The 13,072-nt window shown below is 53.4% G+C and carries 13 protein-coding genes; 4 read left to right on the top strand and 9 right to left on the bottom strand.

Annotation, left to right across the window (positions count from 1 at the left end):
- Positions 1-17: 17 nt before the first annotated feature.
- The 3 genes from efp to ACORNT_RS16085 form a co-directional block, all read right to left on the bottom strand.
- Positions 18-581 carry an elongation factor P gene (gene efp / locus ACORNT_RS16095; RefSeq protein WP_420717506.1) on the bottom strand — a complete coding sequence of 188 codons (564 nt, stop codon included), beginning with the start codon at positions 579-581 and terminating at the stop codon, positions 18-20.
- Between the two features lie 101 nt (positions 582-682).
- Positions 683-1,606 (bottom strand): glyoxylate/hydroxypyruvate reductase A, encoded by a 924-nt coding sequence (locus tag ACORNT_RS16090; RefSeq protein ID WP_321393181.1) that lies wholly within the window; start codon positions 1,604-1,606, stop codon positions 683-685.
- 18 nt (positions 1,607-1,624) lie between these two features.
- Positions 1,625-2,053 carry a VOC family protein gene (locus tag ACORNT_RS16085; RefSeq protein ID WP_321393177.1) on the bottom strand — a complete coding sequence of 143 codons (429 nt, stop codon included), beginning with the start codon at positions 2,051-2,053 and terminating at the stop codon, positions 1,625-1,627.
- Positions 2,054-2,157: 104 nt separating this feature from the next.
- On the opposite strand from ACORNT_RS16085, the gene ACORNT_RS16080 reads away from it, so the two are divergent.
- Positions 2,158-3,051, top strand: coding sequence for a LysR substrate-binding domain-containing protein (locus tag ACORNT_RS16080; protein ID WP_321393173.1), 894 nt, complete (start codon positions 2,158-2,160; stop codon positions 3,049-3,051).
- A 17-nt stretch (positions 3,052-3,068) separates the two neighbouring features.
- On the opposite strand, the gene ACORNT_RS16075 is transcribed toward ACORNT_RS16080, so the two are convergent.
- From ACORNT_RS16075 to ACORNT_RS16060, 4 genes are all read right to left on the bottom strand, one after another.
- Positions 3,069-4,880, bottom strand: coding sequence for a sensor histidine kinase (locus ACORNT_RS16075; RefSeq protein WP_321393170.1), 1,812 nt, complete (start codon positions 4,878-4,880; stop codon positions 3,069-3,071).
- A gap of 184 nt (positions 4,881-5,064) precedes the next feature.
- On the bottom strand, positions 5,065-6,102 hold the full coding sequence (locus ACORNT_RS16070; protein WP_420717580.1) for a site-specific DNA-methyltransferase: 1,038 nt from the start codon (positions 6,100-6,102) through the stop codon (positions 5,065-5,067).
- Between the two features lie 192 nt (positions 6,103-6,294).
- Positions 6,295-6,939, bottom strand: coding sequence for a ribonuclease HII (locus ACORNT_RS16065; protein ID WP_321393164.1), 645 nt, complete (start codon positions 6,937-6,939; stop codon positions 6,295-6,297).
- A 78-nt stretch (positions 6,940-7,017) separates the two neighbouring features.
- Entirely contained in the window at positions 7,018-8,121 is a 1,104-nt protein-coding gene (locus tag ACORNT_RS16060; RefSeq protein WP_321393156.1) for a PA0069 family radical SAM protein, read from the bottom strand.
- A 91-nt stretch (positions 8,122-8,212) separates the two neighbouring features.
- Between ACORNT_RS16060 and ACORNT_RS16055 the strand changes: the two genes are divergently transcribed.
- The 3 genes from ACORNT_RS16055 to ACORNT_RS16045 all read left to right on the top strand — a co-directional run bounded on the left by ACORNT_RS16055 (position 8,213) and on the right by ACORNT_RS16045 (position 10,668).
- The gene (locus tag ACORNT_RS16055; RefSeq protein WP_321393151.1) at positions 8,213-8,887 is read left to right on the top strand and encodes a TIGR04283 family arsenosugar biosynthesis glycosyltransferase; all 675 of its coding nucleotides are present in this window, start codon (positions 8,213-8,215) and stop codon (positions 8,885-8,887) included.
- 158 nt (positions 8,888-9,045) lie between these two features.
- On the top strand, positions 9,046-10,026 hold the full coding sequence (locus ACORNT_RS16050; protein ID WP_321393148.1) for a diguanylate cyclase: 981 nt from the start codon (positions 9,046-9,048) through the stop codon (positions 10,024-10,026).
- 39 nt (positions 10,027-10,065) lie between these two features.
- On the top strand, positions 10,066-10,668 hold the full coding sequence (locus ACORNT_RS16045; RefSeq protein ID WP_321393145.1) for a TIGR04282 family arsenosugar biosynthesis glycosyltransferase: 603 nt from the start codon (positions 10,066-10,068) through the stop codon (positions 10,666-10,668).
- Between the two features lie 7 nt (positions 10,669-10,675).
- Here ACORNT_RS16045 and moaB read toward each other — a convergent pair whose 3' ends face one another.
- The gene (gene moaB, locus ACORNT_RS16040) at positions 10,676-11,197 is read right to left on the bottom strand and encodes a molybdenum cofactor biosynthesis protein B (protein ID WP_321393140.1); all 522 of its coding nucleotides are present in this window, start codon (positions 11,195-11,197) and stop codon (positions 10,676-10,678) included.
- Entirely contained in the window at positions 11,184-13,070 is a 1,887-nt protein-coding gene (locus ACORNT_RS16035) for a lytic transglycosylase domain-containing protein (protein WP_321393137.1), read from the bottom strand. Before ACORNT_RS16035 ends, moaB begins: the two co-directional genes overlap by 14 nt.
- Positions 13,071-13,072 lie beyond the last annotated feature (2 nt).

The following is a 13,072-nucleotide window of genomic DNA, read 5'->3' as shown; positions in this document are numbered from 1 at the left end:
TCCTTCGTTACGAGAGGTTACTTGGCACGTTCCGCATAGGTGCTGTCTTCGGTATAAACGACGATACGGTCACCCTGGCTGATGAAGGGGGGAACCATGACTCGTACGCCGTTTTCCATAATAGCCGGTTTGTTGGAAGAGGCGGCTGTCTGTCCCTTGACCACAGGCTCGGTCTCTGCCACTTCAAGTTCGACAGTCTGGGGAAGCTGGACGCTGAGGGGGGCGCCGTCGTAACTCTCGACAACAACTTCCATGCCATCCTGCAGGTAGACTTTCTGGTCACCAATCAGGTCGCCGCTGATTTCAACCTGGTCATAGGTTTCCTTGTCCATGAAGGTATACATGTTGTCGGCTTCGAAAAGGAAGGTGTGATCCTTCTGTTCGAGACGGACACGCTCTACTTTCTCCGATGACCGGAAACGTTCATTCAGCTTGCGGCCGTCTTTCAGGTTCTTCAGTTCAACCTGTAAGTAGGCACCGCCTTTGCCGGGCTGCGTATGCTGGATCTTTACAGCGACCCAGAGGCCACCCTGATGTTCAATGACATTACCCGGACGAATGGAGTTTCCATCTATCTTCATGATGCTTACCTTTTTAAAGAACAGTCTGTTTCGCGCGCAAATTAACAGGTTGGCTACGGCCATGCAACGCAAATTGACGGCAAAAGAGCAGAAAAGCTCAACTAATATCCAAGCGCGCTATCTACCAGATTGGCAAGCGGTGTACCGCCGCGAAGTGCCTGATAATTTTCCAGGATATAATCCGCCATATCATCGCTGCGACTGATGCTTGCGATATGAGGAGTGATCAGTATCCGGGGATGACGCCAGAGCGGGCTGTCCCCGGGCAGGGGTTCTATTTCAAAAACATCCAGACAGGCCCCGGCGAGGCGGCCCTGATAGAGGGCATCCAGCAGGTCATCAACAACCAAATGATCGCCGCGGGCGGCATTGATCAGATAGGCTCCTTCTTTCATCATGTTAAACAGGTTGCGGTTGAGGATGCCGCGTGTTTCTGCGGTGAGCGGCAGGAGACAGACGACATAATCGGCGTCATTCACAGCTATGCCTAGCTCCTTGCGGCCGGCGTAACAGGTGCAATTATCCAGTGACTTGCGACTGCGGCTCCAGCCGCTGACCTCGAAATCCATGCGGGTCAGCTGTTCTGCCGTCCGGCTTCCCAATTCACCGAGCCCGAGGATGGTGACGCGATTGCCGGCCCTCGGGGCATGGGGTGTCCAATGGCCGGCGGCCTGGTATTCCCTGTAATCCACCAGTCGCAGTCGATGGGCCAGTATGGCCCCGGCCACATAGTCTGCCATCTGCCTGGACAGGCTGTCGGCGACAAAACGGCTGACGGGTATCTCTTTGGGAAGGTCGGGATCGGCAAAGATATGATCCACGCCGGCACCATAGGATGCAATCAGTTTCAGGTTGGGGAATTGTCCGAAGATGCCATGCGAATGGTTCCAGGTAACGGCAATTTCAATATTTTCTGCTGCGCCGATCTCAGGCCAGATGAAAATCTGTTCATCAGGTATTTTCTGAAGCAGAAGGTTCCTGACCTCTTCAGCCTGCTTTTCGGGAAGAATAATTAGTATGGCCATGAAGGTGCACTTTGTCCGTCAGTCTTTGTAATCCGGGTCGAAGATATCTTTATGGTCGGCAAAGGATTTGAATTCAAGGTAATTGCCACTCGGGTCCTGAAAAAACATGGTTGCCTGTTCCCCTGTCTGGCCTTCAAAGCGCACATAGGGTTCAACAATAAAGCTGGTGTTACAGGCCCGTAACTTTCCGGCCAGTTTATTCCATTCGGCCCGCTCCAGGATTACGCCGAAATGCCTGGCCGGAATATCCTGTCCGTCTACCGGGTTGGTGGGTACCTTGTCCATTTTGTCCACAAGGTGGGCGGAAACCTGGTGACCGAACAGATTAAAGTCAATCCAGCGCGGTGCCTCCCGGCCGGTGCTGGCGCCGAGCATATCCACATAAAACCGTCGTGTCTGTTCCAGGTCAGTGACCGGAAAGGCAAGGTGAAAGGGGTGAGCTGCCATATTTGATCTCCAGAGCGCGTCGATGTTACGCTCATTATAAAGCTCTTGTAAGGGAGGCGGCAAACGATTAATAGTATTTATACATGAGAAAAAGTAATGATTAAATGAAACGCCAGCTTCCCCCATTAAACGCCCTGCGTCACTTTGAAGTGGCGGCGCGCCACGGCAGCTTTACCCGGGCGGCCGGGGAACTGGGGGTAACCCAGGGAGCGGTCAGCAAGCAGATTGCCCTGCTTGAGGATTATCTCGGCTGTACCCTGTTTGACAGGAGCGGCCTGAACCTTCAGTTAAGCGAACGGGGACAGACTTTTTTAACCCAGATTTCCCTGGCGCTGGAAACCATCGAGACGGTAACCTTCCTGACACGGGAAAGGGATGCCAGCGGCATACTCCATGTCAATATCCTGCCGTCTTTCAGCAGCAGTTGGCTTATCCCCCGATTGCAGGGTTTTGCCGATCACTTTCCCGGGATCCGGCTGCAACTAAGCACCGGTGACGGGCCGGTGGAAAAAAACAGCGTCCTGGAGGCGGATATTTATGTCCGCTGCCAGGAAAAATGGGGCGCCGGGCTGGAGCGGCAGCTCTTGTTCCCGGAGCGGCTTTTGCTGATCTCAGGACCTGAATATATACGTTTGCACGGGGGGGATGACCGGCAGGAAACCCTCGGCTGCTGCCGTTATCTTGAGCATACATCCCGCCCCGCTCTGCTGCAAAAATGGCAGTCTTCACTGGGACTGGATGTCGCCCGTGATTTGCCTGCATTGGGGTTCGAGCATTTTTTCATGATTATCGAGGGGGTCAGGAACAATCTCGGCCTGGCTCTGGTGCCGGATTTTATGGTCGGGAAGGATATCGACGAAGGACGTCTGATCAATCCTTTCGGCATTGAATATTCCTCCGGGTTTGAATATGCGTTGCTCTACCAGAGTTACAAAAAATTCGACCCGGCAGTGCGGGCTTTCAGTGACTGGATAGTGAAACTGGCGGCTCCCGTGTGATTCAGGGGACGGGAAGGTCAGGAGATCTGGCGAATTTTCTCGTTGACGATGCAGCTTTCCGGCAGGGCCATTGTCACGGTTGTGCCGCGATGAAGAACGCTTTCCAGAGTAAGCGTGCCGTCATGGGCTTCTACCAGCTTCCGGCTTAGGGCAAGGCCAAGCCCGACACCGTCCCGTTTGCGGTTATAGGAGCTTTCGACCTGGGTAAAGGGATCAAAAACCCGCTCAAGGTCCTGCGGCGCAATGCCGATCCCCTGATCCGTGACCTGCAAAATGAGGCTATTGTTGCGACAGGAGGTCGAGATGGAGATCTCATCCCCGTCATGAGAAAATTTGAGGGCATTGCCGAGCAGGTTCAGGATCACCTGCCGGATCCTGAGAATATCCACATCCAGGAGCAAAGCGGGATCATGAATGTTGGTCGTGACCGAAATGCTGGTTTCGGCATGGCGGGTATTCAGCATGCTGAGGACATTATCGATCAGCTCTCCCAGGGTGATTTCGTCCCGGGACAGGGCAAACTTGCCGGATTCAATTTTAGCCACATCGAGAATTTCGCTGATCAGTTCCATCAGGTGCCGGCCGCTTGTATGGATATCCTGAAGATAGGATTTATACTGTTCATTGCCCAGGGGGCCGAGCAGTTCCTGTTCCATGATCTCGGTAAAGCCAAGGATGGCGTTCAGGGGCGTGCGCAGTTCATGGCTCATGTTGGCCAGGAATTCAGTCTTTGCCAGGTTTGCGCTGACCGCATCTTCGGTCACATTGCGCAGAACAGCCTCTTCCTGCTTGCGCAGGGTGATGTCCGACAGGCCGACCAGAAGGAACCGCATTTCATTGATGCGAACCGGCACCATGCAGATTTCAACAATCCGGGTACCGTTTTCCTTGTGATTCAGTTTTGTGGTGTCCATGGTGTAGGTCGCCGATTTGGCGGCTTTTCGCATCATGGCCAAGAAGTCTTCGGGGTGGTCAAAACGCCCCATGAAGGTTTCGTTGCCCCGGCTCCGTGCAGACAGGGAGAAGAGTTCATAAAAGGCTGTATTTGCGGTGATCAGTTCAGGGGATCCGGTCTTGATCATGGCAAGCGGATACATGGTGGCGGTGAATAGGGAACGGAACAGTTCCTCATTCTGCCGGCTGGCTTCCTCCGCCTTTTTGCGCTGGATGAGCTCCTGTTCCAGTTTGCGGTTCAGGTCTTTTTCCCGTTGCAGGCTCAGGTAGGTGTTCCTGGTCAGAATGCTGGTATTGTGCATCTGCCAGAAACCGAAGATATTGGCTGAAAACAGCATGGCGCTTTGCATAAAAAAATTCGCGGCTTCGGGCGAGAAACGTATGAAATTAACCGCCTGAAGGCCCACAGCGAGGCTGAAACCATATATAATTCGTTGCAGGTTCGACATGGGATAAGTGGTGTAGGCGATGGTTGTGAGGACGAAGGCGCCGGCGAAGTTAACCCAGTTGTCACTGATGAAAATACCAATGGAAAGCAGAAAAATGCCTGTCAAATTCATCAGGGAAAGAAAGGTTGCCCTGAAAAATATATCCGGCCTGTTCTTTTTCATAAAGAACACCATCGTCAGATACAGGGGCAGAATGCTCAGAATTCTGGCGGACAGGTTGAAATAGGTCTGGGTCGTATATTCTGTCTTTGCCAAGCTGAAAAATATGGCCGTAAAGAAGATCACCGTGAAAGTATAGGTGAAATACCGGTAGTTTTTAACAAGATTCTGCCATTGGCTCGTAACGAATTCCCGCTCCATTTTCTTGGAGGTGAATTCTCCCAGCCAATTGATATATTTCAGCTTATCCTCATTTTCTTTGTGCATAAAATACCCAGAGTTGCATAGAGGTATACATTATTACGGCATGCAGAATAGTTTAGCTGATCTTAAATATGTATTAAAATCAATCAATATTAGTTGAGAAATGGCTGAAATGTGCCAAATAAAATAGCTCACCGTCGGGCAGGCGGTGAGCTAGTTTTTACCGGAGATTATAGTTGTTATTATTCTAGTGCAGTTCCTGGCGTATCTGTTGTCTCAGAATATCGATGGGAACCAGTTGTTCTTTTACCTGCAGGTGCCAATAGGTCCAGCCGTTACAGGACGGTGCGCCCTGTAACTGAGCACCAACCTGGTGGATTGATCCTTTATTGTTGTCGCTGATCAGCGTGCCGTCTGCCCGGACTTTGGCGATATGCTGTGTGCCGTTGGAGGCTTTCGGGCCATAGAGCAGGGTGCCGGGGGCAATCATGCCGCGTTCCACAAGGGTGCCGAAAGGAACCCGGGGCTGGGCCCGCTTGGCCGGTGTGATTTCCATCGCCTCTTCATCAAGGCTGTCGATGGCATTGATCCGGTCCATGGCCAGGCGAATATATTTTTCTTCTTTTTCAAGGCCGATGAAATGACGGCCCATCTTTTTGGCGACAGCGCCGGTGGTGCCGGATCCGAAGAACGGATCAAGGACCACATCACCCTTGTTTGTGGAAGCCAGCAGCACTCTGTACAGCAGGGCTTCTGGTTTCTGGGTGGAATGTCCCTTGTGGCCGTTGACTTTCAGGCGTTCCTTGCCGGAACAGATCGGCAGGGTCCAGTCGGACCGCATCTGAACATCTTCATTAAGAGCCTTCATGGCATCGTAATTGAAGGTATATTTATTGTAGTTTTCGCCTTTGTTGCACCACAGAATGGTCTCATGCGCGTTGGTAAAGCGTGTGCCGCGGAAATTGGGCATGGGATTGGTTTTGCGCCAGACAATGTCATTCAGCACCCAGTAACCGATATCCTGAAGTGTGGCGCCGACACGGTATATATTGTGATAGCTGCCGATCACCCAGATGGTGCCGTTGTCTTTCAGGACCCGGCGGGCGGCGGTAAGCCAGGCCCGGGAGAAGTCGTCATAGCTGGCAAAATTGTCGAATTTATCCCAGTGATCATTGACCGCGTCCACATGGCTGTTGTCGGGACGATGAAGCTCTCCCTTGAGCTGCATGTTGTAGGGCGGGTCGGCAAAAATCACGTCAACCGACTTCTCCGGCAACTGGTTCATAAGTTCGATACAGTTCCCCTGAAGGATCTGGTCCAGGGGAAGTTCGGTGTAGACATCCTGTGCACCGCCGGCTGCGCTCTTGCGGATTGCTTTGGATGTATTTTTTATGTTTGTTTTCTTGCTCATGATCCGCAGTCTGAGTCAAAAGGCGAATCGCGTCAAGTATTTTTTTTAGCTGAATCAGTAAGTTACCTAAGACTCTTGAGTCATTAGGTCACGAATTGGCGCGAACGATTTGCGATGAAAAGGACACGCTCCTACAAGCTCTAGTGCTTCCATATGTTGGCGGGTACCATATCCTGCGTTACGCTCCCAACCGTATTCCGGGTGAATTTCTGCAAGATTTTTCATGAAAAAATCTCTCTTCACTTTTGCAATAATAGAGGCCGCGGCGATGGAAAGTGATCTTGCATCGCCCTTTATGACGCACGACGCGGGGCAAATCAGGTCCGGCATCTGGTTGCCGTCGACCAGGGCGTGGTCCGGTTTTTTGGGGAGTGCGTTGACCGCCCGTTGCATGGCCAGAAGGCTGGCGCGCAGGATATTCAGCTGATCTATTTCCTCGACGCTGGCTTCTCCGAAGGCAAAACAACTACTTGCGGTGATTTGCTCATAAAGCTGTTCACGTTTTTTAGCGCTGAGTTTCTTTGAATCATTAAGACCATCTGGAATATTGTCCGGATCAAGGATGACAGCAGCGGCCACAACCGGGCCGGCCAGGGGACCGCGCCCGACCTCGTCCACACCGCAGACGACACCGTCAACAGCCTGTTCCAGGCTGAAGTCCGGTCGGGACGCTTTTGTTTTGAAAATTTCTGTTTGGCGGTTGCCGGACATATGATCACCCCTTGTACTTCTGAAAGGCTTAAGGGATGATCGCTGCCTGTGTCAAGAAGAGCTGTTCCGGTCTTTGGTTCAAAAAAGAGACATCTGGTTGCCGTCATCCAGGGGAACATGGAACAGATCCAGCTTCAGGTCGTCTTCGGAAGATCTCTGATTGAGACCAAGCCGGAAGCAGCTTTTCCTGAACCTTTGCGCGATCAGGTCCGCATAGGGGCCGCTGCCCCGCATGCGTTTGCCGTAGTCGGGTGAATAGTCTTTGCCCCCATGCATCCCCTGCAAAAGATGTAATATACGTTTGGCCCGGTCCGGGGCTTCCTCTTCCAGCCATTCGCGGAACAGCTTTTTAATCTCCAGAGGCAACCTGAGCATTATGTAACCGGCGCTGCGGGCCCCGGCCGCGTGGGCTTCTGCCAGAATGTTTTCCAGTTCATGGTCGGTGAGGGAGGGGATCACCGGAGCCGCCATCACACCAACCGGGATGCCGGCTTTCGACAGATCGCGTATGGCGTCCAGGCGTTTCTGCGGCGCGCTGGCCCTTGGCTCCATGGCCCGGGCGAGGCGATAGTCCAGGGTTGTGACTGAAACATAGACGCGGACAAGTTTTTTCCGGGCAAGCCGGGCCAGGATATCAATGTCCCGGCTGACGAGGGCGGATTTTGTGATCAGGCCAACCGGATGATTGAATTTTTCGAATGTTTTCAGGAGCTGCCGGGTGATCCGCAGTTTTTTCTCCACCGGCTGGTATATGTCCGTATTGCTGCCCATGACAATCAGTTCGGGGCGATAGTTCCTGTGCCGGAATTCCTGTTCCAGAACCCTGGCGGCGTCATATTTCACCATCAGCCGGGTTTCAAAATCCAGGCCGGCGGAAAATCCCAGAAAGGTGTGACTTGGCCGGGCATAACAATAAATACAGCCGTGCTCGCATCCCCGATAGGGATTAAGTCCTCTCCTGAAAGGAATATCCGGGGAATCATTCTGGCTGATTACGGTTTTCGACTTGTCCGGCATCAGGTAGGTGCGGACCGGCTCTGTTCCATTCTCCAGACTGTCCCAGCCGTCGTCGACCCTCTCGCGCTTCTGTATCTCGAAACGCCCGCTTTCCCGGCTCCGGGCACCGCGCCCGCGCCGGAACTCTTTGGGGATAATGTCATTTTCTGTAAAGGATCGAGTCATGCTTCGAGCATAATCAAAAAAGAACAAAAAGAGAACATTTATTTGATCTTTTCTCTTGGCAGCTAAGGTCTTGCCGGGCATGATCTTCATCATGATCAGCATCATTATCCCCACTCTCAATGCGGAAAAACATCTCGGATCTCTATTGCCTTTGCTGGGCGGACTGGCCGGTTACGAAGTCATTGTGGTTGATGGCGGTTCTTCCGACCGGACTTGCGAGGTGGCGAAAAACTACGGGGCAAAACTTTATGTCAGCTCTCCCGGCAGGGGCGGCCAGCTTGCACTGGGCGCACAAAAGTCAAAGGGAAACTGGCTGTTTTTTCTTCATGCCGACAGCTGCCTGCCCGAGGGCTGGCAGGAGCTTCTTGAGCGACACCGGCGGGATCAGCCGCAGAAAGCCCTGTGTTTTTCCCTGAAACTGGATGACGACAGGTGGCAGGCAAGGGGCCTGGAATATATCGTCCGCTTGAGGTGTCGTTTTCTGGTTCTGCCCTACGGGGATCAGGGACTGTTTATTTCACGCCGGCTTTATGAGGAGGCCGGAGGTTTTGCCGATATGCCGCTGATGGAGGATGTTGATCTTGTCAGGCGTCTGGGGCGGCGTAGAATAGCTATCTCCCCGGCGGCGATCACCACCTCGGCAGTACGATACCGGAAGGCCGGCTATATCCGGCGAATGACCAGAAACATGCTGTGCCTGACCCTTTATTTCCTCGGCATGCCGCCGGAACGGATTGTGCAGATTTACCATAAAAACAGCACTTGAAAGAGCCGAAAAGAGACCGATACAGAAGTGTTATGTATTTGATAATGTTATTGCTATATATTCTTAATATATGAATATAAGGGGGAATAGATGCGGAAGTCCGCCTGATACTTTATTATGAACCAGGCGGCAAGGTGGATAAAGTGCGAGGTAGTTCGGTGAGTACGTATAAAACCCGGGACAAACTTACAGGGTATGGCATTGACGAGGATACCCTGGAAACTTTGGCGGAAATATATCCATTCCTGACATCGGTTATCGATGAGGTGCTCGATAAATTTTATGTGGACCTCATGGGCAATGAAAGAACGTCGCTGATCCTCAGGGATGAAGAGGTCAGGCTCCGCGCAAGGATTGCCCAGAAGAAACACTGGATCAACTTTGTCCTGAGCGGCAACTATCACCATAAGTATTTTGAAGCGGCTGAAAGGATCGGCAAGACGCATTGGCATCACGGCGTCAGTCTGACGGATTTTTCCTCGGCCTATCATCGGGTGCTTGGCTATCTGACACAGTTCCTTGTCGGTAAGTATATCGACAGCCCCACACTTTTATTGAATGCGATGATGGCCATCCAGAAAGTAACTTTCATGGATATGGACTGTGCCAGCAGCGCCTATCGGAGATATGATCAGGAACAGCAGCGCCGGTTGTTTTTAATAGACCAGTTAACGGGTGCCGGGAACCGGGCGGCCTTTGTTGAGGACCTTGTTCATTGCCTTGAGGAGTATGATAATAATCAGGTACCCTTCAGCATTGCCCTAGTGGACATGGACAACTTCAAGGCAGTCAACGATAACCACGGTCATGTGGTTGGGGACCGGGTTCTAAAAACCGTTGCAGAGGCCATTAAGGAAAGCCTGCGGGTAGGTGACAGGGTTTATCGCTATGGCGGTGACGAGTTTACCGTTCTTTTGTCTGGTACTCACCTTTCCGAAGCAAAAAAGATTATGGAAAGAACCCTGAAAAATGTTGCCGGTAAGACCATTCCTGCCCGGGAAGGAGAAATAAGCACCACTGTCAGTATTGGGGTGGCGGAACAGGGTAAGGACACGGAAACAGCGGAAAAACTGATCGAAAAAGCGGACAAGGCGCTCTATAAATCCAAGGAAGGGGGGCGCAACCGGGTGTCGGTCTGATCCAGCCCGAGCAATTATTTGTTTTTTCGGGAAAGTTTCATGGTTTCCAGCCGACATTTGGTCATATTTCTCAAAGCGCCGCGGATCGGGACGGTGAAAACACGGCTTGCCCGGGATCTGGGCAGGGTGCCGGCCTGGGTTTTCTATCGGCGGCAGGTGCAGAAACTGATCCGGCGCCTGCGGGATCCCCGATGGGAGATGACGCTTTTTGTGTCCCCCGACAGATTTGCGTTGTCAGGTAATTTCTGGCCGCATAACTTGTTACATCAGGCGCAGGGGCGAGGAGATCTTGGACAGCGGATGCAGCGGGCGTTCGACGGTCTGCCGTCCGGTCCGGCGGTCATCATTGGCGGGGATATCCCCGACATAACGAAGGCCGATATCAGCGCGGCGTTCAGGTCCCTTGAAAATCATGACATGACATTCGGGCCGGCGGAAGACGGCGGTTACTGGCTCGTTGGCATGCGACGTCGCCCACGCATTCTGCGTCCTTTTGAGAAGGTGCGCTGGTCGACCGAGCATGCACTGGAGGATACACTCGCAAACATCCACCCGGAATGCCGGATTGCCCGGCTCAGAACACTGACAGATATCGATGATATTACGGATTTCGAGAGGGCGGGACTGCCACGTCCTCTCTAAGGCCTTGTCACTGTTCTTTCAACCGCCCCATGATGCCGACGAAATTGCAGGGCCCGTGGCGCGAATCCAGCTGTTCCGCCAGGATATTGTCCCAGCCGTCCTTGCAGGCGCCGGTGGAGCCGGGCAGGGCAAACAGATAGGTGCCGTTGGCGATACCGCCTAGCGCCCGGGACTGCAGGGTACTGGTGCCGATAAATTTGAAGCTGATCATGCGAAACAATTCGCCAAACCCCGGAATTTCCTTGTCAAACAAAGGCGTGAGAACCTCGGGCGTGATGTCCCGGCCGGTCAGCCCCGTACCGCCGGTGGAAATGACCACCTGAATATTGTCGTCATCGATCCATTTTTTAAACTGGTTTGTCAGTGTGTTCCAGTCGTCGGGCAACAGGGCCCGGTCGGCCAGTTTGTGACCGGCTTCGGTAAGCCGGTCCACCAGCAACTGACCCGAGGTGTCTGTCTCCGGGGTGCGGCTGTCAGAAACGGTAAGGACGGCAATATTCAGCGGGATGAATTCATCAACGTTGGGCATGTCTTTGTCTTTCGGCTTTGTGGTCTTCCTGCTGTTGATACAGTGGCCAGTCGCCGGATGCAATGTCTTTCAGGGAGGTAACGTCCTGACCAAACCGCATGCGATAGATCCAGTAGTTACTGAGGACCCGCTCGATATAGTGACGGGTTTCCCGTGCCGGAATGCTTTCGATGAATAGCAAGGGATCGTCCTGGAAATTGGTTTTTCTCAGCCATTTTCGCAGGTTGCCCGGACCGGCATTATAGGCGGTCAAAAGTTTGAACAGGTTACCGTTCGCAAATTCCGGCGCCAGCATGTCGACCAGATATTTCTGTCCCAGCGCCATGTTATAGCGCGGATCGTCAAGCTTGATGCGGCTGCTGGACCTGAGGGAACGGTCCCGGGCGATGTAGCTTGCGGTCCGCGGCATGACCTGCATGATGCCGCGGGCGCCAACCGAACTTCTGGCCCAGCTGTTGAATTCACTTTCCTGGCGGACAATGGCAAACAGCAACGCCCGGTCGAGGACAAAACCGCCCTCCGGCTCCATATCGGGCAGTGGGTAAAGGGTGCTATCGAGGGCTGCCAGCCGTTTTTGTTCCTCGATCTTGCCGATTTTAAGCTGGGTCCCGGCAAGGCCAAGTGTGCTGGCCAGGCCCAGAAGGGCGGCGTGCTTGTCGCCGGAGGTGCGCCGCCAGGCATCGGATAATTCCATGTCGGCGGCCATGGTTTTCTTGACTTGGGCCAGAGCGATGGCGCGTTTGACGTTGCCAAGCGAACTGATGCTTTGGAAAAGCTCGCCGCTGAATTCAGGCTGATCCCAGTTCAGGGCTGGCGTCTGACCCAGTTGATATTCAGCGATCAGGCCGTAAAAGGTGCGGTTAAAACTGGCGGCATGGGCAAGCAATGGCCGGACCCGCTCGGGTTGCCGGCAGACGGTATTTGCCCGGGCGCCCCAGTATGCTCCGGCCGAGGACATCCAGTCGCCGGCCACCGGTGAAAAGGCCACCTTTTCAAAATGATCTGCGGCGCGCAGGCAGTCTCCCAGTCGCCAGGCGGCAAGGCCGGCGACCCAGTCTGACTGAGAGGCTTTTTCGCGTAGGTTGTCCGAGGCGATCAGGGCCAGGGCATAGGCCTTTTCGTCCTGGTTCTTGAAATAATAACTTTGGGCAATGTCGGTCAGCAGGTCGTGAAATTCTTCCTGGGTAAGCAGATTGAGGGGTTCAAAGGCCCATAACCTTTTTTCCGCCCGCTCCGCATTCTGGCGGCGCAGGTAACGCCGGATGCGTTTTTTCAGGTTGGCGATCTCGACACGTTCCGCCTTGCTTCTCTTGGCATTTGGCTGGGGCGCGGTAGGATCAAGACCTTCCGGTACTGGTGCGGATGTCTGCTGTACCAGCACAGCTTTGACTGGTTTGTCCGCCGGAAAAGAGGCGGCCAGAAGGGGCACAGGCTTGTGCAGCCGGCTGTTTCTTCCGCCGTTTTTCTTGACGGCCAGGTCGTAAATTCTTTTGGCGCCGGGATGATCCGGATATTTCAGCATCCAGGCGGACAGTTCCCTGTACTGGGAGGTATAGGCCGTCGGGTGCATGAAACGTTCATAGAGCACATGGCCCATCAGAATATTATTATTCAGTTTTTTAATCAGCCGGTCGGCGCTGGACCATTTGCCGTCCCGTTGCAGCTCGAAAATTTCCTGATACAGCGAAACATCCGCATCGCTGAGCTGTGCCAGATCAACAAGAGTTTCAATCTTTTTCTCTTCCACAGCGGAGGGTTCCACCGGGCTCAGCAGCGGTGCGGCGAGCGGTGTCGGCACAGCTTCCTGGGCCAGCGCCGGACCAGCGGCGAGAACAAACAGGGAGGCAATTATACTCAGTACCTGAACTTTCATGC

Source organism: Emcibacter sp. (genome assembly GCF_963675455.1).
In the GTDB taxonomy this organism is placed as follows: domain Bacteria; phylum Pseudomonadota; class Alphaproteobacteria; order Sphingomonadales; family Emcibacteraceae; genus Emcibacter.
Note: the sequence above shows the minus strand (reverse complement) of the source record. Positions and strands in the feature narration are given on the sequence as shown.

Coding starts and splice junctions, on each gene's coding strand:
- efp (WP_420717506.1), bottom strand. CDS start 581: ATGAAGATAGATGGAAACTCCATTCGTCCGGGTAATGTCATTGAACAT.
- ACORNT_RS16090 (WP_321393181.1), bottom strand. CDS start 1,606: ATGGCCATACTAATTATTCTTCCCGAAAAGCAGGCTGAAGAGGTCAGG.
- ACORNT_RS16085 (WP_321393177.1), bottom strand. CDS start 2,053: ATGGCAGCTCACCCCTTTCACCTTGCCTTTCCGGTCACTGACCTGGAA.
- ACORNT_RS16080 (WP_321393173.1), top strand. CDS start 2,158: ATGAAACGCCAGCTTCCCCCATTAAACGCCCTGCGTCACTTTGAAGTG.
- ACORNT_RS16075 (WP_321393170.1), bottom strand. CDS start 4,880: ATGCACAAAGAAAATGAGGATAAGCTGAAATATATCAATTGGCTGGGA.
- ACORNT_RS16070 (WP_420717580.1), bottom strand. CDS start 6,102: ATGAACCAGTTGCCGGAGAAGTCGGTTGACGTGATTTTTGCCGACCCG.
- ACORNT_RS16065 (WP_321393164.1), bottom strand. CDS start 6,939: ATGTCCGGCAACCGCCAAACAGAAATTTTCAAAACAAAAGCGTCCCGA.
- ACORNT_RS16060 (WP_321393156.1), bottom strand. CDS start 8,121: ATGACTCGATCCTTTACAGAAAATGACATTATCCCCAAAGAGTTCCGG.
- ACORNT_RS16055 (WP_321393151.1), top strand. CDS start 8,213: ATGATCAGCATCATTATCCCCACTCTCAATGCGGAAAAACATCTCGGA.
- ACORNT_RS16045 (WP_321393145.1), top strand. CDS start 10,066: ATGGTTTCCAGCCGACATTTGGTCATATTTCTCAAAGCGCCGCGGATC.
- moaB (WP_321393140.1), bottom strand. CDS start 11,197: ATGCCCAACGTTGATGAATTCATCCCGCTGAATATTGCCGTCCTTACC.
- ACORNT_RS16035 (WP_321393137.1), bottom strand. CDS start 13,070: ATGAAAGTTCAGGTACTGAGTATAATTGCCTCCCTGTTTGTTCTCGCC.